This is a genomic window from Polymorphospora sp. NPDC051019, assembly GCF_040683055.1.
GTDB classification, from domain to species: Bacteria; Actinomycetota; Actinomycetes; order Mycobacteriales; family Micromonosporaceae; genus Polymorphospora; species Polymorphospora lycopeni.
Window position 1 is genome coordinate 60,526 of sequence record NZ_JBFBCH010000002.1, and the last position, 21,878, is coordinate 82,403.

Annotated in this window: 14 protein-coding genes; 5 read left to right on the forward strand and 9 right to left on the reverse strand. The window is 72.4% G+C overall.

Features of this window, described 5'->3' with window-relative positions:
- Window positions 1-6: 6 nt before the first annotated feature.
- Window positions 7-702 carry a hypothetical protein gene (locus tag AB0M79_RS04485; RefSeq protein WP_364207753.1) on the reverse strand — a complete coding sequence of 232 codons (696 nt, stop codon included), beginning with the start codon at window positions 700-702 and terminating at the stop codon, window positions 7-9.
- Between the two features lie 83 nt (window positions 703-785).
- The gene (locus tag AB0M79_RS04490; RefSeq protein ID WP_364207755.1) at window positions 786-1,898 is read right to left on the reverse strand and encodes a trypsin-like peptidase domain-containing protein; all 1,113 of its coding nucleotides are present in this window, start codon (window positions 1,896-1,898) and stop codon (window positions 786-788) included.
- Window positions 1,899-2,177: 279 nt separating this feature from the next.
- Between AB0M79_RS04490 and AB0M79_RS04495 the strand changes: the two genes are divergently transcribed.
- Entirely contained in the window at window positions 2,178-3,536 is a 1,359-nt protein-coding gene (locus AB0M79_RS04495) for a ribonuclease D (protein ID WP_364207757.1), read from the forward strand.
- A gap of 95 nt (window positions 3,537-3,631) precedes the next feature.
- Here the strand turns inward: AB0M79_RS04495 and galE are convergent, their stop codons facing one another.
- Window positions 3,632-4,636 carry a UDP-glucose 4-epimerase GalE gene (gene galE / locus AB0M79_RS04500; protein WP_364207759.1) on the reverse strand — a complete coding sequence of 335 codons (1,005 nt, stop codon included), beginning with the start codon at window positions 4,634-4,636 and terminating at the stop codon, window positions 3,632-3,634.
- Between the two features lie 151 nt (window positions 4,637-4,787).
- Here galE and AB0M79_RS04505 point away from each other — a divergent pair, with 151 nt between their 5' ends.
- The 3 genes from AB0M79_RS04505 to AB0M79_RS04515 all read left to right on the forward strand — a co-directional run bounded on the left by AB0M79_RS04505 (window position 4,788) and on the right by AB0M79_RS04515 (window position 9,645).
- On the forward strand, window positions 4,788-5,984 hold the full coding sequence (locus AB0M79_RS04505; protein WP_364207761.1) for an acetyl-CoA C-acyltransferase: 1,197 nt from the start codon (window positions 4,788-4,790) through the stop codon (window positions 5,982-5,984).
- Window positions 5,981-8,047: a 3-hydroxyacyl-CoA dehydrogenase NAD-binding domain-containing protein gene (locus AB0M79_RS04510; protein ID WP_364207763.1), complete on the forward strand. Its 2,067-nt coding sequence runs from the start codon at window positions 5,981-5,983 to the stop codon at window positions 8,045-8,047. Before AB0M79_RS04505 ends, AB0M79_RS04510 begins: the two co-directional genes overlap by 4 nt.
- Before the next feature lie 548 nt (window positions 8,048-8,595).
- Window positions 8,596-9,645, forward strand: a complete 1,050-nt coding sequence (locus tag AB0M79_RS04515) for a ricin-type beta-trefoil lectin domain protein (protein WP_364207765.1) — start codon at window positions 8,596-8,598, stop codon at window positions 9,643-9,645.
- A 90-nt stretch (window positions 9,646-9,735) separates the two neighbouring features.
- Here the strand turns inward: AB0M79_RS04515 and AB0M79_RS04520 are convergent, their stop codons facing one another.
- From AB0M79_RS04520 to AB0M79_RS04530, 3 genes are all read right to left on the reverse strand, one after another.
- Window positions 9,736-12,219 (reverse strand): M14 family metallopeptidase, encoded by a 2,484-nt coding sequence (locus AB0M79_RS04520; protein WP_364207767.1) that lies wholly within the window; start codon window positions 12,217-12,219, stop codon window positions 9,736-9,738.
- A gap of 355 nt (window positions 12,220-12,574) precedes the next feature.
- Window positions 12,575-13,801: a HAMP domain-containing sensor histidine kinase gene (locus AB0M79_RS04525; RefSeq protein WP_357536119.1), complete on the reverse strand. Its 1,227-nt coding sequence runs from the start codon at window positions 13,799-13,801 to the stop codon at window positions 12,575-12,577.
- Window positions 13,802-13,898: 97 nt separating this feature from the next.
- On the reverse strand, window positions 13,899-14,570 hold the full coding sequence (locus AB0M79_RS04530) for a response regulator transcription factor (RefSeq protein ID WP_357536430.1): 672 nt from the start codon (window positions 14,568-14,570) through the stop codon (window positions 13,899-13,901).
- Between the two features lie 143 nt (window positions 14,571-14,713).
- On the opposite strand from AB0M79_RS04530, the gene AB0M79_RS04535 reads away from it, so the two are divergent.
- Entirely contained in the window at window positions 14,714-16,072 is a 1,359-nt protein-coding gene (locus tag AB0M79_RS04535; protein WP_364207769.1) for a C39 family peptidase, read from the forward strand.
- A gap of 3 nt (window positions 16,073-16,075) precedes the next feature.
- On the opposite strand, the gene AB0M79_RS04540 is transcribed toward AB0M79_RS04535, so the two are convergent.
- The 3 genes from AB0M79_RS04540 to AB0M79_RS04550 form a co-directional block, all read right to left on the reverse strand.
- Window positions 16,076-17,737 carry a hypothetical protein gene (locus AB0M79_RS04540; protein WP_364208772.1) on the reverse strand — a complete coding sequence of 554 codons (1,662 nt, stop codon included), beginning with the start codon at window positions 17,735-17,737 and terminating at the stop codon, window positions 16,076-16,078.
- A 282-nt stretch (window positions 17,738-18,019) separates the two neighbouring features.
- Window positions 18,020-19,894 (reverse strand): hypothetical protein, encoded by a 1,875-nt coding sequence (locus AB0M79_RS04545; RefSeq protein ID WP_364207771.1) that lies wholly within the window; start codon window positions 19,892-19,894, stop codon window positions 18,020-18,022.
- 80 nt (window positions 19,895-19,974) lie between these two features.
- On the reverse strand, window positions 19,975-21,846 hold the full coding sequence (locus AB0M79_RS04550; RefSeq protein ID WP_364207773.1) for a hypothetical protein: 1,872 nt from the start codon (window positions 21,844-21,846) through the stop codon (window positions 19,975-19,977).
- Window positions 21,847-21,878: the final 32 nt, after the last annotated feature.

Here is a 21,878-nt window from a genome sequence, read left to right on the forward strand (position 1 = left end):
GATGGTTCAGAGGTACTTGTTGGCCTCGTCGCAGGTCTTGTCGAGGTCCTTCACCGCCGCGTCGTACGCGGACTGGTTACCGGCCGCCGCGGCGGTCAGCGCGGTGCTGAGCAGTTCGAGGCACTTGGAGATGATCTGCTTCTGCCGGACCTGCTCGTCGCGGTCGTTCTGGGTGCCGGTCAGGTTCTGCTCGGCGGTGTCGGCCCGCTTGGTCGCCGCCGACAGGTCGGTCTTCAGCTTCTCCAGCTCGGTGTTCTTGGTGGTGATCGTGGTGTCCCGCTCCTTCACCTGGGCGGTCAGCGTGCCCCTGGTCTCGGAGAGCTCGTTGGACTTGGCGACGTAGAGGCCGGTCATCACCCCGCCGAGCACGAAGAGCAGGCCGGCGACGATCCCGAGGATCAGCACCGTCTGGCTCTTCTTCGGCGCGGCGGCCGGCGCCGGGCTGGCCGACACCGGCGGGCCGGACATCTGCTCGCCGAACGGCGGGCCGGACATCTGCGCCCCCGGGTACGGCTGCTGGGCCGGCGGCTGCTGCTGGTAGCCCGGGTCGTAGGCGACCGGCGACCCGAACCCGCCCTGCGGCGGCGGGGAGCCCTGGTACGGCTGGTAGGGGCCGCCCTGGTCACCGGCGGGAGGCCCGTACGCGTTCGGGTCGTAGCCCTGCTGCGGTGGCCCGTCGGGGCCGGTCGGCGGGTAGGACATTGCTTCCTCCAGAAGGGTGGCCGCCGCCCGGCGGGGTCGGAAAGCGGCGGGGCGGTCGAGCGGGTGGTGGGCGGTCGAGCGGGTCAGCAGATCTGGAATCCGTCGCAGGCGGTGGCGATCGGGATGGCGAGTCCGACCCCCTCGGCATCGGCGACCTTGGCGGTGGCGATACCGACCACCTGCTTGGCGCCGTTGATCACCGGTCCGCCGGAGTTGCCGGGGTTGATCGGGGCGTCGAACTGGATCATTGATGGGCCACCGCCCGGCATCGTGCGGAACGCGCTGACCACGCCGGTGGTGACGCTGTCCTCCAGGCCGAGCGGAGCGCCGACCACCACGACCTGCTGGCCCGACTTGACCGGCTCGGTGGCGGTCACCAGGCCGGTGAACGCGCCGGTGGTCACGAGCTGGGCGACGTCGTTGCGCTCGTCGACCCGCACGATCATGGCCGGGAAGCGCTGGTCGCGGCGCTCGATGAAGACCTCGCGGCCACCGCTGGTCCACACCGACTCGACCACGTGGTAGTTGGTGAGGAGGTTGGTGCCGCCGCCCTCGGCCGGCTTGCCGACGGCGAAGGCGGTGCCGCCGGAGTTGCCGGCGCTGACCCGGAAGACGCTGGGCAGCGCCACGGTCGAGATGGCCTCCGGGTTGAAGACGTCGCCGGCCTGCTTCTCCAGCTCGCCGGTCCGGCCCTCCAGGCCCTCGAACCGGCTGCCGTCACTGGCCTGCGCGTCGGCGAGCCGGTCGTCGGCGGCGGCCAACTGGTCGGCCAGGTTGTTGATCTGGACCGCCTGCAACCCGGCCACCACAGCGAGGAAGAGCGCCAGGACGAGCGCGACCACGCCCGGCCAGGAGACGCGCCGGCGGGCGGCGGGCGGCGGTGCGGCGCCGGGGAAGCCCGCCGGCGGATGCATCGGCGGCGCCGACCTCGGCTGCGGCGCGGCCACCACCGGTGAGCCCGGGGTGGGCCACGACTGGGTGGCCGGTGATCCGGGGCCGGACCATGGCTGGGCCGCCGCCGGCGGCGGTGCCAGTTGCGGCGGCTCCATCTTGGGCGGCAGCGGTCCCGGCCGGGCCGGGGCGCCGGCCTCCGGGGCGGGCGGCTGTCCGGTTTCCGACCCATCTGCCGGGGGCGGGCTCGGCGCGGGCTGCTGGTTGCCCGGCTGTCCGGCGTACGGGTCGTAGCCAGCGGTCATCGTTACACGCCTCCCAGGGACGCTGTCTCATGTCTTTTGTCTGCGTCGGCGGCGCACGACCGACTCCACTGTCCAACGGTCGCACGACCGGACAACCCCACCGACTCGATCTCGCGGCAGGGTGGACCGTACCTGCATGAAAGGGGTTTGTCTGCCCTGATGTCCGGGCCGTGACAAACCACGCTCACCTCAGCGTGGAAGGTACCGGCGGGCGGATCACGGTCGACTCGCCGGGCCGGCTGTTCGATGCGGCGAGCGCGCGCCGACTAGGGTTGCCAGGTGACCGACGAACCACCCCTGCGCCGTCGGGCCCACGAACGCCAAGCGGGGGACGAGCCACACAGCCGCCCGGCGGGTTCGCCGGCGTCAGATGGAGCCGCCACGTCGGCGTCAGATGCAGTGGGGCCCGACCCGAAGCCTGGTGGGCCCGTTCCGCTCATCGCCCCCCGCGACGGCACCCCCGTCCCGGTCGAGACACCCGACGAGTTGGCCGAACTGGTGGCCCGCTTCGCCGCCGGTACCGGACCGGTGGCGATCGACGCCGAACGCGCCTCCGGCTACCGCTACAGCCAGCGGGCCTACCTGGTCCAACTGCGCCGGGCCGGCGCCGGGACCGTGCTCATCGACCCGTTGCCCCTGGGTGACCTGCGTACCCTCGACTCGGCGATCGCCGACGCCGAGTGGGTGCTGCACGCCGCCAGCCAGGACCTGCCGTGCCTGGCCGACCTGGGGCTGCGGCCGCGGCGGCTGTTCGACACCGAACTCGCCGCCCGGCTCGCCGGATTCGAGCGGGTCGGCCTGGCCGCGCTGACCGAGTCGCTGCTCGGCTACACGCTCGAGAAGCACCATTCGGCGGCGGACTGGTCGAGCCGCCCGCTGCCGGAGTCCTGGCTGACCTACGCGGCCCTCGACGTGGAGATGCTCACCGACCTGCGCGACGCGCTCGCCGCCGAGCTGGTGACCCAGGGCAAGGACGGCTGGGCCGCGGAGGAGTTCGCCGCGGTGGTCGCGTGGGGCCTCGTGCCGCCCCGGCAGCGACCGGACCCGTGGCGGCGCACCTCCGGCATCCACCGGGTCCGGGGGGCGCGGGCCCAGGCCCGCGTACGCGCCATGTGGTACGCCCGGGACCAGATCGCCGCCCGGCGCGACTCGGCGCCCGGCCGGGTGCTGCCCGACGCGGCGATCATCGCGGCGGCCGAGACCGATCCGCGCGACGAGCGCACGCTGCTGACCCTGCCCGGCTTCGGCGGCCGGTCGGTGCGCCGGCTGGCCCGGGTCTGGCTGGAGGCGCTCGGTGAGGCGCGGGGCCTGGCCGACAGCGAACTGCCGGTCAACCCGCCGGTCGACGGCCCGCCGCCGCCGCACCGCTGGGCCGAGCGCGACCCGGCCGCCGCGGCCCGGCTGGTCCGGTGCCGCGAGGCGGTGACCCGGATCGCGGCGGAGCACCGGCTCCCGCCGGAGAACCTGATCACCCCGGATTCGGTACGCCGGCTGGCCTGGACCCCGCCCGAGGAGGTCACGGTCGAGACGGTGACCCAGACCCTGCGCGGGTACGGCGCCCGCTCCTGGCAACTCGGCCTGGTCGGCGAGGACCTGACCACCGCCCTGCAGGACCCGCCGCCACCGCCACCGTCCTGACGCCGTGCCCGATCGCCCGCGATCTTGCGGTTGTCTCCCCCTTTCGTACCGGTTCGGGGGGCGACAAATGCAAGATCGCGGGATAAGGGGTGCGGTCAGGAGGCGGCGAGCCGCTCGTCGCGGATCTCGGCCCACTGCAGCGAGTGGCGGATGCCCTCGGCGACGGTGAACTCCGGCTTCCAGTCCAGCAGCCGGCCGGCCTTGTCGATCCGGGTGTAGGTGCCGGCCGAGTCGCCCGGCCGGGGGCCGGTCTCGCCCACCCGCAACGGCCGGCCGGCCACCGACTGGAAGGCGGCCACCAGCTCACGCACGGTGGTGCCGTCCCCGGTCCCGAGGTTGACCACCTCGTGGGAGCGGTCGCCGCCGGCCGGCAGGATCGCGTCGAACCGGCGCAGCGCCTGCACGTGCGCCCGGGCGAGGTCCCAGACGTGGATGTAGTCGCGGATGCCGGAGCCGTCCCGGGTCGGCCAGTCGACGCCGGTGATCAGGAACTCGTCGTCGTTCTCGTGCGCGGTAATGATCTTGCCGAGGGCGTGCGACGGCTGGCGGAGCTGCAGGCCGCTACGCAGCTTCGGGTCGGCACCGATCGGGTTGAAGTAGCGCAGGGACAGCACCCGCAGGTCGGTGGCGACCGCCGCGTCGGCGAGGATCGCCTCCATCATCGCCTTGGTGCGCGCGTACGGGCTCAGCGGGTCGAGGCCCGACGTCTCGTCGACGGAGAAGTCGTCGCTGGGCCGGTAGATCGCCGCCGACGAGCTGAAGAGCAGGCGCTGGCAGCCGTTGCGCACCACGTGCTCGACCAGGTCGACCGACTTGGCGACGTTCTCCCGGTAGTAGCGCAGCGGCTGCTCGACCGACTCCGGGACCACGATCAGCGCGGCGGCGTGCACGACGGCCTCGATGTCGGGGTGCTCGGCGAAGATCCGGTCGATCAGGGCACCGTCGGCGATGTCGCCCTGGTAGAAGATCCGGTCGCGGGTGAACTCGATCCGCCCGGTGCACAGGTTGTCGAGCACGACGGGAACGATGCCGTCGTCGAGGCAGGCCGAGACGATCGTGCTGCCGATGAAGCCCGCGCCGCCCGCGACGAGTACCTTCACGCGTCCACCCTCCGGGTTGTCCGATTACGTCCGTGCTCAACGTACCGGAAACGGGCATCTGTGGTCCGCGCCACAACCCCGGCGCTGACGCCGATAGTTACCGACGAGTAGCATCCGGGGTACACCACCGCGCCGGCAAGGAGGCTCACAAGTGCCCCGTGAAGTCCGCGATGTCGTCTTCGTCGACGGCGTCCGCACCCCGTTCGGCAAGGCGGGCGGCATGTACGCCAACACCCGCGCCGACGACCTGGTGATCCGCTGCATCCGCGAACTCCTGCGACGTAACCCGCAACTCCCGCCGGACCGGGTCGAGGAGGTGGCCATCGCCGCCACCACCCAGATCGGCGACCAGGGGCTGACCCTCGGACGGACCGCCGCGCTGCTCGCCGGCCTGCCCAAGACGGTTCCCGGCTACGCGATCGACCGGATGTGCGCCGGTGCGATGACCGCGGTGACCACGGTCGCCGGCGGCATCGCGATGGGTGCGTACGACGTCGCCGTCGCCGGCGGCGTCGAGCACATGGGCCGGCACCCGATGGGCGAGGGCGTCGACCCCAACCCGCGCATCCTCGCCGAGAAGCTCGTCGACCCGTCCGCCCTGGTCATGGGCGCCACCGCGGAGAACCTGCACGACCGGGTACCGCACGTCACCAAGGAGCGCACCGACGCGTACGCGCTCGCCTCGCAGCTCAAGACCGCCAAGGCGTACGCCAACGGCAAGCTCCAGGACGACCTGGTGCCGGTCGCCGTACGCGACCCGGAGACCGGCTGGGGGCTGGCCACCGTCGACGAGGCGCCCCGCGACACCTCGCTGGAGAAGCTCGGCACGCTGAAGACCCCGTTCCGCCCGCACGGCAAGGTGACCGCGGGCAACGCGGCCGGGCTCAACGACGGCGCCACCGCCAGCCTGATCGCCGCCGAGGAGGTGGCCCGCGAACTGGGCCTGCCGATCGGCATGCGGCTGGTGTCGTACGCCTTCGTCGGCGTCGAGCCGGAGGTGATGGGCGTCGGCCCGATCCCGTCCACGGAGAAGGCGCTGCGGATCGCCGGACTGTCCATCGGCGACATCGGCCTGTTCGAACTCAACGAGGCGTTCGCCGTGCAGGTGCTCGCCTTCCTCGACCACTTCGGCATCGCCGACGACGACCCGCGGGTCAACCAGTGGGGTGGGGCGATCGCCGTCGGGCACCCGCTCGCCTCGTCCGGCGTACGGCTGATGACCCAGCTCAGCCGGCAGTTCGCCGAGCACCCCGAGGTGCGCTACGGCATCACCGCCATGTGTGTCGGCATCGGCATGGGCGGGACCGTCATCTGGGAGAACCCCAACTGGGAAGGTGCGCAGAAGTGACCCTGAACAACCCGAACGAGGTGGTCACCAGGGCGCTGCTGCGGCAGGTCGCCGTACCCGGCCTGGAGAAGCCGGCCGCGCTGATCACCCTCGACAACGGCCACGACCACACCAAGCCGAACAGCTTCGGCCCGGCCGGACTGGCCAGCCTCGACGAGGCGATCACCGCCGCGCTCGCCGCCGAGCCGGCGTTCATCGCGGTCACCGGCAAGCCGTACATCTTCTGCGTCGGCGCGGACATCACCGGCGTACCGCTGATCCAGAACCGGGAGCAGGCGGTCGAACTGGGCCGGCTCGGCCACCGGATCTTCGCCCGGCTGCGGGACTGCGCCGTGCCGACGTTCGCGTTCGTCAACGGGGCGGCGATGGGTGGTGGCCTGGAGCTGGCGCTGCACTGCCACTACCGCACCGTCTCCGGCGGCGCCGCCGCGCTGGCCCTGCCCGAGGTCGGCATCGGCCTGGTGCCCGGGTGGGGCGGCACCCAGCTGCTGCCCAACCTGATCGGCATCGCCGGCGCCGCCCAGGTCATCCTGCAGAACCCGCTGACCCAGAAGACGCTCAGGCCGGCCCAGGCCCGCGAGCTGGGCATCGCCGACGAGCTCTTCGAGCCGGCCGACTTCCTGGAGCGGTCGCTGGAGTGGGCGGCCGGCGTGGTCCGCGGCACCGTCGCGGTGGAGCGCCCGGAGGTCGACCGGGAGATGTGGGACGGCGTGCTGTTCTTCGCCAAACACACCCTCGACGAGAAGCTGCACGGCGCGGTCCCCGCGGCCAACAAGGCGCTCGAACTGCTCGCCCTGGCCAAGGAGACCGACTTCGCCGCCGGCACCGCCGCCGAGGACGAGGCGCTCGCCGATCTGATCATGGGTGAGGAACTGCGCAGCAGCCTCTACTCGTTCGACCTTGTGCAGCGGCGGGCCAAGCGACCGGCCGGCGCGCCGGACCCGGCGCTGGCCCGCGAGGTCACCAAGGTCGGCATCGTCGGCGCCGGCCTGATGGCGTCGCAGCTCGCGCTGCTCTTCCTGCGCCGGTTGCAGGTCCCGGTGGTCCTCACCGACCTCGACCAGGCCCGCGTCGACAAGGGCGTGGCCTACGTCCACGCCCAGGTGGACAAGCTGGTCGGCAAGGGCCGGCTTCCCGAGGGTACGGCCGCCAAGCTGCGCGGCCTGATCTCCGGCTCGGTCGACAAGTCGGTCTTCGCCGACGCGGACTTCGTCATCGAGGCGGTCTTCGAGAACCTGGAGATCAAGAAGCAGGTCTGGGCCGAGCTGGAGAAGATCGTCTCGCCGGAGGCGATCCTGGCCACCAACACCTCGTCGCTGTCGGTCACCGCGATGGCCGCCGACCTGGAGCACCCGCAGCGGGTCGTCGGCGTGCACTTCTTCAACCCGGTGTCGGTGATGCCGCTGGTCGAGATCGTACGGGCGGAGCGCACCGACGACGTGGCGCTGGCCACCGCGTTCGCGGTCGGCAAGAAGCTGCGCAAGTCGTGCGTGCTGGTCAAGGACGCACCGTCGTTCGTGGTCAACCGGCTGCTGACCCGGTTCCTCGGCGAGACGTTCGCCGCCGTCGACGCCGGCACCCCGCTCGACGTGGCCAACACCGCGCTCGATCCGCTGGGCCTGCCGATGCGGCCGCTGACGCTGCTCACCATGGTCGGCCCGGCGGTCGCGCTGCACGTCGCCGAGACGCTGCACGCGGCGTTCCCGGACCGGTTCGCGGTCAGCCCCAACCTGGCCCGGATCGTGCGGGCGGGCAAGCCGCTCACCGACCGGGACGGCGACATCGACCCCGAGGTCGCCGCACTGCTCGAGGTCGGGTCGGCGCCGCTGACCGCGCAGGAGGTACGCCAGCGGGCGCTGGACGCGCTGGCGCAGGAGGTCCGGCTGATGCTCGACGAGGGTGTGGTCGCGCAGCCGCAGGACATCGACCTGTGCATGATCCTGGGTGCCGGCTGGCCGTTCCACCTCGGCGGCGTGACCCCGTACCTGGACCGCACCGGCACCTCCGAGTCCGTGACCGGCACCCGCTTCCTCCCGAGGGGCGCGGCCAGCCTCCCCGCCTGACCGCCCCCTCCCCCACCCCATGATCCGCGTGATCAGGGACCAAAACGCGCGTGTCGCCGGCGCGCCACGCGACGAGGTCCCTGATCACGCGGATCTTGCTATTCCCCCGGCAGCCGCCGAGCCGGCTGATCGGCCGAACGGTAGGCGGCTCCCAACCGGACGCCGATGCCCGAACGTCGCCGACTGTGGCAGGGTCGGTCGGGCTCGGACCTGACAGCCCGGCAGACCTCGTCGGATCAGGCACGTCCGGCACGTACAGGTAGGACGGCCGGCACCGGCGCGGACCTGGCAGGCGACGGCGCAACCCCGGACGGACCGCCGGCAGGCAGCGGCGCACCGTCGGCACGGCACCTGGCCGGCGGGCAGCGGCACGGCGCCGACGGGACGCCGGCGCCGCCCCGGCCGGCCGACGGCACCACGGCACGAAGCGGATGGCACAAGGCACGGTCGGGACCGGACGCTGCGAAGCGGGGGCATGGAACGGGTGTGGCGGCGATGACGGCGGTTGTGACGCGCACTGGTGTGGCCGGACCCGGACGGGGTCGAGGATGAGCGACAGCCGCCGATGCCGGGCCTGCGACGAGCCGTCGGCCCAGCCGACCTGCGGCAGATGCACCGCCGGCAGCGACCCGCTGTTGGTCCGGCCCTACGTCGACCGGGCGGCCACCGTGGCCGGACCGCCGAAGCCCGTCGACAGCATGACCATGACGTGGGAGTTCCCGGCCGCGGCCGTACCCGCGCTCGACCCGGTCCCGCCGGGCCACCCGCGACCGGTCGCGGGCGACGGATCCGGCGCCGGACCGGGAAACACCCCGGGTACGGCCACCGGCGGGTTGGCCGGGCGAATCCGCGGCCGGATGACCCGGCTCCGCACCCGCGACCGGATGGTGCTGATCGGCGCCGCACTGGTCCTCGTGGTGGCCGCACCGGTCGCGCTGGCCCGGGGCGGCGGCCAGGATGCCCCGGAGCACGGGCCGACGATCGACGCCGGGCCGGTCTGGGTGCCCCCGACCACCGCCGACCTCCCGACCGGCGAACCGTCGGCGCTGCCCGACCCGGCCCGTACGGCCGGCCCGCGCGCCACCTCGTCGGCGATCGCCGCCACCCCACCCGGACGCAGCGCCGCGCCGGGCCCGTCGGCGACCGCCGGCAGCGCCGGTCCGACGACGCCGGCCCCGCCCACGCCCTCCGTGCCGTTCACGGCCCCACGCACCGGACGGATCATCGGTACGTCCGGCTTGTGCGTCGACAACATGTACGACAACCGCGACCACGGCAATCCGATCACCATGGCGTCCTGCAACGGCTCCGGCGCGCAGCGTTGGACCTTCCGGGAGGACGGCTCGCTGCAGATGCACCGCATGTGCATGGGCCCGGCCGGCCACGGTGCGAGCAGTCCGGTTCAGCTCAGGCGGTGCGGGCGGGGCTCGCGACCGGCCTGGCAGTTCCGGTCCGACGGGACAATCCTGCACGTGGCGTCCCGGCTGTGCCTGCACGACCGCGGTGGTACGGGTGGACCGACGGCACCCAACGGCGCACCACAGCTGAGCATCACCTCGTGCTCGGGTGCCCCCGGTCAGCGCTGGACGTTCCGCTAGGACCGGGGTCGGCGAGCACGGTCCACCGAGTACACGTCATCGCCTCGTCAGCGCGGGCGAACCCGTGCTGACGAGGCGATGCGCGCCGGGCTACTTCTTGCCGACCGTGATCGTCGCCGATCGGTAGTTGTTGCGGTTGCCGTTCTCCGGGTCGTAGTTCTTCTCGACGTTGCCGGCGGTGTCGACCGAGAACCAGCGGAACGTGGTGGTCTCGGTCACGTGGAACACCTGCCCCGGCTCACGGAAGTCGGTCGACTCGTAGCGCGGCGACTGGAGCGTGGGCCGGCTGCCGTCCGTCGTGTAGTAGATGGTCGCCGGCTCGCTCGTCTCGAAGCGCACGTCGACCGGCCCGGAGTACTTCCCGCCGCCGGGAACGAGTTCGGACGTCGGCTTCTTCTTGTCCTTGCCCCACTCCGCCGCGATCCGGAACATTTCCATGATCCCGTTGGCGTACTCCATCGTCTCCGAGTGGCCGCTGACGAGCGCCGGATCACCCACCCACGGCGGCTGGAAGGAGCCGCCCTGCCAGTTGCCGGTGGCCGGGTTGTAGATGGAGCCACCGACCTCCCAGCCGAAGGCGTAGATCCCGTAGGTGTGGTACAGGTCCTCGCGCACGTTGCCCGCGGAGGAGTAGAGGACGTCCGACGAGCCGCCGACGTTCTCCGGCGTGACGACGGTCTCCCGGTACGCCTTGACCTGCGACAGGATCCGGCCGGCCGACTGCCAGTAGAACGCCTCGTCGCCCATCGGCGGGCGCGGCGTGGTGACCCGCCCGTCCGCGATGTAGGCGCCCGGCTGCCAGAACAACTGGCCGCCGTTGGAGTGCACCGACATCATGAACTTGATGTTCGAGTACGTCTCGACCAGCCAGACGATGTTCGCCGCCTCCGGCTCGGACAGCTTCTCCGGCCCCTGGTAGGTGCCGCTGACGCAGCTGAACGAGCCGCCCGCGTAGCCGTCGTGGGCCGACCCGACCCGGTAGTTCCGGTTCAGGTCGACGCCCCAGGAGTTGCGCCGGGCCGGATCGGCGTCCTCGTCCGGGCAGTGGTTCGTCAGGTTCTTACGCTGCGAGGCGAAGTTGTAGAAGCTGTAGTTCGCCCCGTCGGGGTTGTTCGACAGGATGAGGAAGATGTCGGTGTCGTTGACGATCTTCTTCGTGTCCTTGTCGGTCTTGTAGTTGCGCACCAGGCGCTCGGCGGTCTCCAGTGTGGTCGTCGCCGGCACCCACTCGCGGGCGTGGTCCTGCGCCTGGATCAGGACGCCGGGGTTCCGGCCGTCGCGGTGCTTGCCGATGCGCAGGACGGGGACCGTGGCCGGGCCGCGGGGCACCTCGCCCTCCGGCGCGCCGACCCGCTTCTCGTCGAGGAAGTCGGTCAGCGCGACCGGGCCGGCCGTCGGCGCGACGATGCCGGTGCCGGCGTTGGTGCGGTACGGGTGCGCCCGGTCGATGAGGCCCTGGGACCGGGTCTCCACCGCCGCCGCCACCTCCGCGGCGGTGCTCGCGAGCGCGCCCGCGGCATCCTTCGCGAGGAGGACGCGGACCGCCTTGCCCGCCACCTCGACGGTGAGCGGGAGGTTGGCCCCCGGCCGCTCCACGAACTCGACGGTGACGTCGTTGCCGCCCTCGTGGCCCCATGCCGCCGAGCTGACGACGACCGCGGCCTGCCCGGTGCCGCCGATCGTGGCCTGCGCCTTGCGCTGGTAGCCGTTCGTCTTGTTCGGCAGGTAGATGATCTGGGCGATGTCCGGGTACTGCCGGGCGATCTCCTCGGCACGGCTGTAGAGCTGCTGCGGGTGCTTGTAGCCGTCGATGAAGTCGTACTTGTAGCCCGGGTTGTCCGTCAGCGGCGGCGGAGCGTCCTCGAGCCAGTTGGAGACGCTGCCGGTGGTGACGCCCCCGGTCGAGCTCGTGACCTTGATCTGGCTCGGGCGGGTGTCGAGTTTGAACAGGTTCCGGTGGAACATGTACTGCCCGGAGTCGACGAAGCGGCTCATCGTCCGCGCGAAGCCGAACGAACTGCCCCGGCCCGAGTCGTTCTCGAGCTGCATCATGACGACCGGGTTGGCCTGCTGCCCTTCGGTGGTCCGCGCCTCGACGTAGAGGAAGCCCTGGCCCTTCGTGGTGAACCAGTCGGCGCGGACCACCCGTACGGTCTGCGCGTGGCTGAGCGGCTGGACGGTCCGGGCCGCCGCGGCGGCGGCGCCGAGGCCGCCGTCGGCCTCTTCGGACCATTCGAAGCCCTCGTCGTCGGCGAGGATCTTGACGCCCATCGCCTCGAGTTCGGTGATCTGCTCGGCGGTCACCACCGCCTCGCCCTCGATGCCGTTCGGCACCCGCTTGAGGCCGTGATCGATGTCGAAGCCGGCGTCGACCACCTTGTCCAGCATGTCGGACCCGGTCAGCTCGATGCGTACGAGCTGTGCCGACTCGTCGTGCTCGTGGTGGGATCGCTCCGAGCCGGCCGGGACCGTGGCCTCCACAGGATCCGCGCCCGCGGGCGGGGGACCTATGAGGACGCTCCCCAGCAGGGCGGGTAGCGCGAGAAATGCGATCCGCATTCGTCTGCGTCGCATGCCCTCTCCTTCTGTGTGTGGCATGTGGTGGATACCGTGGCCGGCCCGGTCGCGGGCTGTGGGCAGCGGTGCGGCGAGCGTATGCGCATCCATCGCATCGAAGATCGTGCGATCCGGGGGACTTGAGCGAACCTTGAGTTTGCTGGTCGCGGCCACGAGGAACGCGCCGGCACAGGGGCTCGGCACGTCCGGATGGGTCGAAGAGACCGGCAGCGGATCCCGGCGACGCCGGGCCGCGGGTCAACCGCGAGCGGGTCGCCCGGGCTGCCCCGTCACCGTCCCGGTCGCGCCCGCCGAACGCGGGCCGGCCACGCCCGACCGGCCGCCCTGAACGGTCGCCGGGAAGCCGGTCGGGTCAGACCGGGTCGGCGGGCGAGGTGGTCGGTGGGCTCACCACCGCGGAGGCGGTGACGACCGGGGTGGTGTCGGCGGCCGGCAGCGTCACCGTCACCTCCAGGCCGCCGCCGGGCTGCGCTACCGCGCCGACCGTGCCGCGGTGCGCGTCGCAGACCGCCCGTACGATCGACAGCCCCAGCCCGGACCCCCGCGCGCCGGTGCGTTCCCGGCCGCCCCGCCGGAACGGTTCGAACAGCCCGGGTACGTCGGCGGGGTCGACCTCGAAACCGGTGTTGCCGACCACCAGGTAGACGTGCCCGTCGGCGGACCCGGTCCGGACCCACAGCTCGCCGTGCAGGTGGTTGTACCGTACGGCGTTCTCGACGAGGTTGCCGGCGAGCCGCTCCAGCAGGCTGGGGTCGCCGACCACCTGGGCCGGCCCGAGCGTGGCGGTGACCCGCAGCTTGAGCCGTTGCGCCTCGGCGCTGGTCGCCGACAGCGCGGCGCTGACCCCGCAGGCCAGGTCGGTCGGCACCTTCCGGCTGAGCCGGCGACCTGACTGCGCCTCGCTGCGGGCCAGCACCAGCAGCGCGTCGACCAGTCCGTTCGCGCGTTCGGAGGCGTCGCGGACCACGGTTGCCATGCGCCGGAACTCGGCGACGTCGGCCTCGTCGTCGGCCAGCGTCACGTCGATCTCGGTACGCATCACCGCGAGCGGCGTACGCAACTCGTGGGAGGCGTTGGCGACGAACCTCTTCTGCGCCTCGAACGCCTCGCCGATCCGGTCCAGCATCGCGTCGAACGTGGCGGCGAGTTCGGCGACCTCGTCGTCGGCGCCGGTGTAGCGGATCCGTTCCTCGAGGGTCTCCTCCCGCAGCCGCTGGGCGGTGGCGGTGACCTGGTGCAGGGGGCGCAGCGCCCGGCCGGCGACCACGTACGCCCCGGCGACGCCGACGATGCTGATGGCCAGCAGCGCCACCAGCCCCTTGGCGAGCAGTTCGCCGGAGACGGCGTCGACGACGTGCTCCTGCCAGACCCGGGCGTCGAGGGTCTGCCCGTCGGCGAGTACGACCGTGGTGCCGGGCAGGAGCTGGTCGGCGGGGTGCAGCGCGTCGTCGACCAGCAGCCAGGCGAGCACCATCAGCACGGCACCGGCCCCGACCAGCAGGACGCCGTTGAGCAGGGTGAGCCGCAGCCGCAGGGTGGGCCGCAGCCGGGACCGGCGCCCGGTGAGATAAACGGTCATACGTCCACCTCGCTCCGCTCGGCGGCCGCACGACTCAAACCGAACCAACCGATGCCCTCGCTCCGCTCGGTCATGCGCCCACCTTCCCACGCCCGGGTCAGGGCAGGTAGGGGTCGGGCATCCGGTAGCCGGCGCCGACGACGGTCTCGATCAGCGGTGGGTCGCCGAGCTTCTTGCGCAGGGTCATGACGGTCACCCGTACGGTCGTGGTGAACGGGTCGGTGTTGGCGTCCCAGACCCGCTCGAGCAGTTCCTCGCTGGAGACGACGGCGCCGCGGGCCTTGAGCAGTTCTTCCAGCACACCGAACTCCTTGCGGGTGAGGTCGACCGGGATGCCACCGCGGCTGGCGACCCGCCGGGCCGGGTCGACGACCAGGTCGGCGAGGGTGAGCACGGGCGGGGCCGGTGGGGTGGCCCGCCGGCCGAGGGCCTGCACGCGGGCGACGAGTTCGTCGAAGGCGAACGGTTTGGGCAGGTAGTCGTCGGCGCCCAGGGACAGGCCCTCGACCCGGTCGGCGACCGTGCCGCTGGCGGTGAGCATGAGCACCCGGGTCAGCGCACCGGAGGCGGCGAGGTCGGCGCAGATCTGGTCGCCGTGCACGCCGGGCAGGTCGCGGTCGAGGACGATCACGTCGTAGCGGGTCACGAACGCCATCTCGTGGCCGGTGTTGCCGTCGTGGGCGACGTCGACGGCCATGCCCCGGCGGCGCAGGCCGCGGGCGATCGCGTCGGCGAGGTTGTGCTCGTCCTCGACCACCAGCACCCGCATCAGCGCCTCCTTCCGGAACGCCGCCATCCGGCGGATTCAACCTACTGCCGCGGGACAACATGTGGCGGTACCGCGGGCGTTGCAAAGAACCTTCCGGTACGACAGACTTTCCGGCAAGGATCTTCACCGCTCAGGAGTCGTTCGTGCAGCAGACCGGCCCGGACATCGCCTACCGGGGCTTCCGCGGTGCGGCGCGGCTGGCCACCGGCACCATGACCGGAGCGGTTCCCCGGGGCGACGGGATCGCCTTCGACTCCCCGGCCGGCACGCTGACCCACACCGATCCGCACACCGGGGTCACCGCGGCCTACGAGCTGGCCACCTGGACCTCTCCCCTGGTCGAGCCCGGGTTCCCGGTCGCCGAACTGGTGCCGTCGTGGACCGCCGACACCCCGGCCGGGAGCTGGATCCGGGTCGAGATGCGCGGCGCCGACCGGTCCGGCCGGCCGACCCGCTGGTACGACCTGGGCAGTTGGGCCGCCGACGACGAGGGCGTACGGCCCACCTCCCGGCCGGACCAGGCGGACCCGGACGCGCGGGTCGACGCCGACGTGCTCACCGCCGCCTCCGGCCGGGAGTGGACCGGCTGGTGGCTGCGGGTGACCCTGCTGCGGCCGGCCGGTGGCGACGCCACCCCGGCGCTGCGGTCGGCCGGCGCGGTCGCCACCGCGCCGGCTCCGGCCGCGCCCCGACCGCACGGCCCCGCACCGCACGGCGCCACACCGCCCGCCGCACCACACCGCCCGGCGCCGCACGGCTCCTCCGCCCCGCACCCCGCGGCGGCGGCCGCCCCGGCACCGGCCGCCCCGCACCCTGAGGCGGCCGCCCCGGCACCGCCCGCGCCGGCGCGGCCGGCCGCCCCACCGCGCCGGTCCGGCACGTCCCCGGCGTGGGGCGTCGTGCTGGACGTACCCCGCTTCTCGCAACGGCTGCACCGCGACCACCACCCGCACCTCGACGGTGGCGGCCTGACCTGGTGCAGTCCCACCTCGACGGCGATGGTCCTGGCCTTCTGGGGAGCCGGCCCGGCGGCGGCCGACCACGCGTGGGTGGGACCCGACGACCCGGCACCGTGGGTCGACCACGCCGCCCGGCGCTGCTACGACCACGCTTACCGGGGCACCGGAAACTGGCCGTTCAACACCGCGTACGCCGGCACCTTCGGGCTGGACGCGTTCGTCACCCGGCTGCGCGGCCTGGCCGAGGCGGAACTCTTCGTCGCCGCCGGGATCCCGCTGGTGATCTCGGTGTCGTTCGCGGCCGGGCAGGTGCCCGGCCTCGACTACGGCACCCGCGGGCACCTGCTGGTGCTGGCCGGTTTCACCGCCGGCGGCGACCCGGTGCTCAACGACCCCAACTGGCCGACCGACGAGGCGGTCCGCCGGCCGGTGCCCCGGGCCGCGCTGGAGGCCGCCTGGCGCGGCGGCAGCGGCGGCCTGACGTACGTGATCCGGCCCGCCGACCGGCCGCTGCCGGCGGCACCGCCGCAGGCGAACTGGTGACGGTCAGCGGGTGGTGAGCGGGCGTACGTCCCACAGCCAGACGTCGTCGACCCGCTGCGCCGGGCCGAGGATCTCCTCCACCGTGGTGCGCAGGGGGTCCGCCCGCCGGTGCTCGACCGGCAGCACGATGATCGCCGCGTTCCAGTAGCGCAGGTCGTCCTCGACCCGCCGCTTGGTCTCCTCACCGACCGACCTGGGCTGGCCGGACGAGGCGACCCGGTTCAGCAGGGTGGAGGTGACGGTCGGCGGCGCGCCGAAGCCGCCGGGGTCGCCGTCGACACCGTTTCGCGGGCCGAGGAAGTAGCCGCGCGGGATGGCGAACTCCAGGTTCTGCGACGCCGCCCAGCGCAGGCCGTCGGAACTGCCGAGGTCGGGCAACGGCAGCGGGACCAGGGTCTGCCCCGGCGCGACGTACGGCCGCCACTGGCCGGAGGTGATGAACGCCGGGACCGGTGGCCGGCCGACCTCGCGGTAGGGCAGCGGGGTGAGCGGGACCAGCGCGATCAGCAGCGCCGCGACCCAGGCCCGGCGGCGCAGCCGGCGCTGCGGTTCGGCCACCCGGTCGGTCAGTGCCCGGTCGGTGGCCACCGCGAGCAGTACGCCGACGACGGCCGACGTGATGAGCCCGAAGCGGGTGGGCACGACCGAGTCGAGCAGCGGTACGTGCACCAGCAGCGCCCACGGGCCGGGGAAGAGGTCGTGCCCGCGCCACCGCAGTTCCTCACCGAGCGACAGCACCGCGAAGATCAGCCCGGTCGCGGCGAGCGAGCGCACCAGCACGTCCCGGCGCAGCCAGGCCACGGTGACCACGAGCAGGACGACCAGCGGCCAGCCGAAGAACGCGTTCTCCTCGGAGTAGTTGGGCGCGAGCCCCTTGTTGGCCTCGGCGTCGCCGCCCAGCGTGGTCGAGCCGGCGTTGAAGTACGCGGCGATGTCGTTGCCGTGGTCCGGCACCGCCTCCTTCAGCCCGCTGTAGCTCTGCGGCCCGGAGAACTGGACGTAGAGCGGGTAGGCCAGCAGCGCGCCGGCGACGACGGCGCACACCGCCAGGCCGGCGAGCAGCGGCTTCCAGGCCGGGCGCAGCAGCTCCCGCCGCTGCGCCACGTAGATCGCCAGGAAGACGCCGCTGGCCAGGGCGGCGAAGAGCAGGATCTCCTCGTTGATGAACACCTGGTAGACCACCAGGGCGGCGAGGATGAGCCCGTCGCGTACCGGGCGGGTGCCGGGCCGGCACATGACCAGGACCCGCCACACGATGAACGGCACCAGGAACTGCGAGACGATGTTCGGGTGCCAGTTGCCGTGGCCGAGCATCGCCGGGCAGAAGCCGCAGAAGGCGCCCCCGACGGCCGCCGCCAACCGCGACGGCACGATGTGCCGGGAGAGGACGAAATACCAGGCGGTCGCGGTGCCGGCCAACCCGACGGTGATCATGACGGCGAACGAGACCGGCGGCCCGAGGAGCATGGTCACCGGCACCATCGGCACGGTCAACCCGTACATCGACGTGTTGGCCATCAGGTTGACGCCGTCGGGATAGTTCATCAGGTCGGTGAAGAACGGGTAGCGGCCCTCGGTGACGACGCGTACGGCGTGGGCGAGGAAGAACTGCCCCTGGGCCGGGTCGCTGGCGTGCTCCGGCCCGACCCGGCCGGCCGGGTCCATCCAGAGCCGGCCGGTCACCCACACCGCGGTGGCCAGGTAGACGCCGACGACGAGCAGGTCGGCGTACCGGCGGGCGTAGGTGGTCAGGAGGCGGCCCAGCGGCCCGCCGGTCACCGGGCCGGAGCGCGATCCCGGCGTGGACCCGCCGGCCCGGCCCGCGCCCTCGGCGTCCGGCGAGGCATCGACGTCCACGGCGGCGCGGGCAGGATCGTTCGGGGAGGCCATGATGGCTCGAATCGTAGTCGAGAAGGGGATTAGTCCGGATTACTTAGCTCTAGTCGATCATCGGACTGTTTCGTCCCGGCGCGGCGTGGCGAGTTCCCGGACGTCCCAGACCCAGACGTCGTCCACCCGCTGCCCGGGTCCGAGCAGGTCCTCGACGGTGTGCCGGAGCGCCGGCGCCTGGTCGTGCCGGACCGGGAGCACCACGATCGCCGCGTTCCAGTAACGCAGGTCGTCGCGGAACAGCCGGCGCTGGCGGTCGTCGACCTCGACGGGCACCCCGGACGACGCCACCCGGGCGAGCAGTCCGGCGCCGTGGCTCGGCGGGGCGCCGAACGCGGCCAGGTCGCCGTCCTGGGCGTTGCGCGGTCCGAGGAAGTAGCCGCGCGGCACCGACATGTCGAGCCGGGTCGCGGCGGCCCAGCGCAGCCCGTCGGCGTTGCCGTTCTCGGTGACCGGGACCGGGACGACCGTCTGCCCCTCGGCGACGTACGACCGCCAGGTGCCGGAGGTGACGAAGTCCGGCACCGGCGGGCGGTTGTGGGCCGGCAGGGCGACCGGGATCAGCGGCACCAGCGCCATCGCGAGGCCGAGCGCCCACGCCTGCCGGTTGATCCGTGGTACGCCGACCGCCTGGCCGCGCAGCACCCGGTCGGTGGCGATCGCCAGCATGACGCCGACCACGGCCGACGCGATCATGCCGAACCGGGTGGGTACGACGAAGTGCAGCAGCGGCAGGTGCACGAAGACGGCCCACGGCCCGGGGCCGATCTCGGTCCCCTTGTACGACACGACGGTGCCCAGCGACAGCAGGGCGAAGAAGAGGCCGGTGAAGGCGAGTGCCCGGACGACCGCGTCCCGCCACAGCCAGACGGTGGTGACGACGAGCAGCAGGACCAGCGGCCAGCCGAAGAACGAGTTCTCCTCCGACGGGTTGGGGGCGAGGTTCTGGTTGGTCAGCTCGTTGCCGCCCAGCGTCGGCGTGCCGAAGCTGGTGAAGGCGGCCAGGTCGTTGCCGAAGTGGGCGACCTCGATCCCCTGGTAGTTCTGCGGCCCGGAGAACTGCACGTAGAGCGGGTAGGCGAGCAGCGCTCCGGCGATGACCGCGCAGACGGCGAGCCCGCCGAGCAGGCGGCGCCACGCCCCGGCCCACAGGTCCCGCCGTTGCAGGACGTACGCCAGCAGGAAGACCCCGCAGGCGATCGCGGTGAAGAGCAGGATCTCCTCGTTGATGAAGGCCTGGTAGGTGACCAGCAGGGCGAGGATGATCCCGTCGCGGACCGGTCGGGCGCCGGGCCGGCACAGCACCAGCACCCGCCACACGATGAACGGGACCAGGACCTGGCCGATGATGTTCGGGTGCCAGTTGGCGTGCGCCAGCATCGCCGGGCAGAAGCCGCAGAACCAGCCGCCGACCGCGGCGGCGACCCGGGACGAGACCAGGTGCCGCGACAGCACGTAGTACCAGGCCGCCGCGGTCAGCGACAGCATCAGCGTCACCAGCGCGACGAACGAGACGGCCGGCCCGAAGAGCATGGTGACCGGCACCATCGGCACGCTCAGCCCGAGCATCGGCGTGTTGGCCATCAGGTTGACCCCGTCGGGCACGTTCATCCGCTCGGTGAAGAGCGGGTTCTCGCCGTGGGTCACCACCCGCACCGCGTGGGCCAGGAACCACTGCATCAGCGACGGGTCGCTCTCCAGCGTCGGGGCGACCCGGCCGGGCGGGTAGGCCCACAGCCGGCTGGTCACCCACACCGCGGTGAGCAGGTAGAACCCGACGACCACGAAGTCGGCGCGCCGGCTCGACCACCGCCGCAGTCGCGCTGTCACCGACCTGACCCGGCCGGGTGCGGTGCGGTCGGAGACGTCGTCCGCCGGGGGTGACTTCGGCCGGTCGAGCAGGAATTCAGGTGAACTGTCCGCGACGGTCATAGTGCCTCGGATCGTACTCATCGGCGGGGCGACGATCTGGACCAGCCGCCCATTCCATACCCCTGGCGCAGGATCTGTCATCAATCGCGCGGCGGAACCGGCAGGTCGCGTACGTCCCACAGCCACACGTCGTCGACCCGCTGCGGCGGTTCGCCCATGAGTTCGGTCATCGCCGTCCGCAGCGCGTCGACCCGGCGCTGCTCGCCGAGGACCACGACGGCCGCCCGCCAGTAGATCAGGTCTTCGCGGGCCGCCTGCCGTTCCGCCTCGCCGATCGGCGGGACCACGCCGTTGCGGTAGACGTCCTGCAACAGCGCCGAGGTGGGCCGCTGTGCCTGCCCCCAGGATCCGTCGATGTTCCCCGGCGGGTCGGCGGGGCCCATGAAGTAGCCACGCGGCGCCTGGAACTCCAGGTCGGACAGTGCCGACCAGCGCATGCCCAGCCTTCCGCGGGTGACGTCGGCCAGCGGCACCGGCACCAGGGTGCGGCCCTCGGGGACGTACTGCCGCCACTGCCCGGAGGCGATGAAGTCGGGCAGCGGCTCCACCCCGCGTACCGGGGCGGGCAGCGGGGCGACCGGGACGAACGCGGCGACCAGGGCCACCCACCACGCGATCCTCGCCGGCCGGGCGACGCGGTGCCCGGCGACGGTGGTGTCCGGCGCGAGGCTCATGATCCGGTCGGCGGCCAGCGCGAGGACCACGCCCGCGGCGAACGTGGCGACGATCGCGAACCGGGTCACGCTGACCAGGTCGATCACCGGCACGTTGCTGATCAGCCAGAACGGCAGCTTGATCCCGGTGTCCTCGCCCTTGTAGACCAGCGTCGGGCCGAGCGAGATCACCGCGAAGAACAGGCCGGTGATCAGCAGCGCGCGGGCCGCCACCGAGCGCCAGAGCAGCGGTACGGCGACCGCCAGCAGGATCAGCACGGGCCAGCCGAAGAACGAGTTGTCCTCGGTCGGGCTGTTGCTGAGCACCTCGACGGTCGCCGGGTCGCCGGCGAGCGACTGGCGGGCGAACGCCGGGTAGGCCGCCAGGTCGGTGACGAAGGCGTCCGGGTCGTACGGCAGGCCGCGGTAGTGCCCGGGGCCGAAGAACTGCCACCACAGCGGGTAGGCCAGCACCACGAACGACAGCGCGGCGGCGACGCCGAGCCCGGAGAGCATCGGCCGGAGCGCCGCCTTCGCCTCCGCCGGCCGCATCGCGGCGTACGCCACCACGAAGACGCCCAGCGCCATCGCGGCGAACAGCAGCGCCTCCTCGTTGATGAAGATCTGGAGCACGATGAAGACGGCGAGGATCGCCCCGTTGCGCACCGTCCGGCCGGGTTCGCGTAGCTTCAGCGCACGCCAGACGATGAACGGGATGAGGAAGTGCGCGACGAAGTTGATGTGCCCGTTGGCGTGCGAGATCATCGTCGGCGCGAACCCGCACCACAGACCGCCGATGTAGGCCGCCGCGCGGGACCGGACGAAGTGCCGGCTCAGCACCCAGTACCAGGCGGCCGCGGTGCCGGCCAGGCTGAGGGTGAGCAGCAGGACGACCGAAACCGCCGCGCCGAAGAAATGGGTGATCGGCGAAACGGGGATACCGAGTGCCATCATCGACGTGTTGGACATCATGTTCACGCCGTCGGGCACGCCGAGCCGTTCGGACCACAACGGATTCTCGAAGTGGAAGACCACCCGCTCGGAGTGCGCGATCAGGAACATGTGCAGCCCGTGGTCGTCCTCGTTACCGGTCAGCACCCGGTTGTACGGGTCGAGCCACAGCCGGCCCATCACGAGCACGCCGAGCGCGAGATAGGTGCCGTACGCGACCAGGTCGACGAGCCGTTCGCGGCTGATCCGCAGGAGCTGGAGGAAACGACGGGAATGGTCCGGGCTGTGGGACGCGGTGCCGCCATTGCGGCCGGCAGCGGCGTCCACGTTGGGTTCCGCGGAGGTCATGATGGCTGGCATGTTAGCCGATCCGATCGGTC

What these genes read in the sequence shown, in the direction of transcription:
- AB0M79_RS04525 (WP_357536119.1), bottom strand. Translation starts at nt 13,801, where the DNA reads ATGACCGTTTATCTCACCGGGCGCCGGTCCCGGCTGCGGCCCACCCTG.
- AB0M79_RS04545 (WP_364207771.1), bottom strand. Translation starts at nt 19,894, where the DNA reads ATGACCGTCGCGGACAGTTCACCTGAATTCCTGCTCGACCGGCCGAAG.
- AB0M79_RS04550 (WP_364207773.1), bottom strand. Translation starts at nt 21,846, where the DNA reads ATGACCTCCGCGGAACCCAACGTGGACGCCGCTGCCGGCCGCAATGGC.
- AB0M79_RS04520 (WP_364207767.1), bottom strand. Translation starts at nt 12,219, where the DNA reads ATGCGACGCAGACGAATGCGGATCGCATTTCTCGCGCTACCCGCCCTG.
- AB0M79_RS04530 (WP_357536430.1), bottom strand. Translation starts at nt 14,570, where the DNA reads ATGCGGGTGCTGGTGGTCGAGGACGAGCACAACCTCGCCGACGCGATC.
- AB0M79_RS04515 (WP_364207765.1), top strand. Translation starts at nt 8,596, where the DNA reads ATGAGCGACAGCCGCCGATGCCGGGCCTGCGACGAGCCGTCGGCCCAG.
- AB0M79_RS04490 (WP_364207755.1), bottom strand. Translation starts at nt 1,898, where the DNA reads ATGACCGCTGGCTACGACCCGTACGCCGGACAGCCGGGCAACCAGCAG.
- AB0M79_RS04540 (WP_364208772.1), bottom strand. Translation starts at nt 17,737, where the DNA reads ATGGACCCGGCCGGCCGGGTCGGGCCGGAGCACGCCAGCGACCCGGCC.
- AB0M79_RS04485 (WP_364207753.1), bottom strand. Translation starts at nt 702, where the DNA reads ATGTCCTACCCGCCGACCGGCCCCGACGGGCCACCGCAGCAGGGCTAC.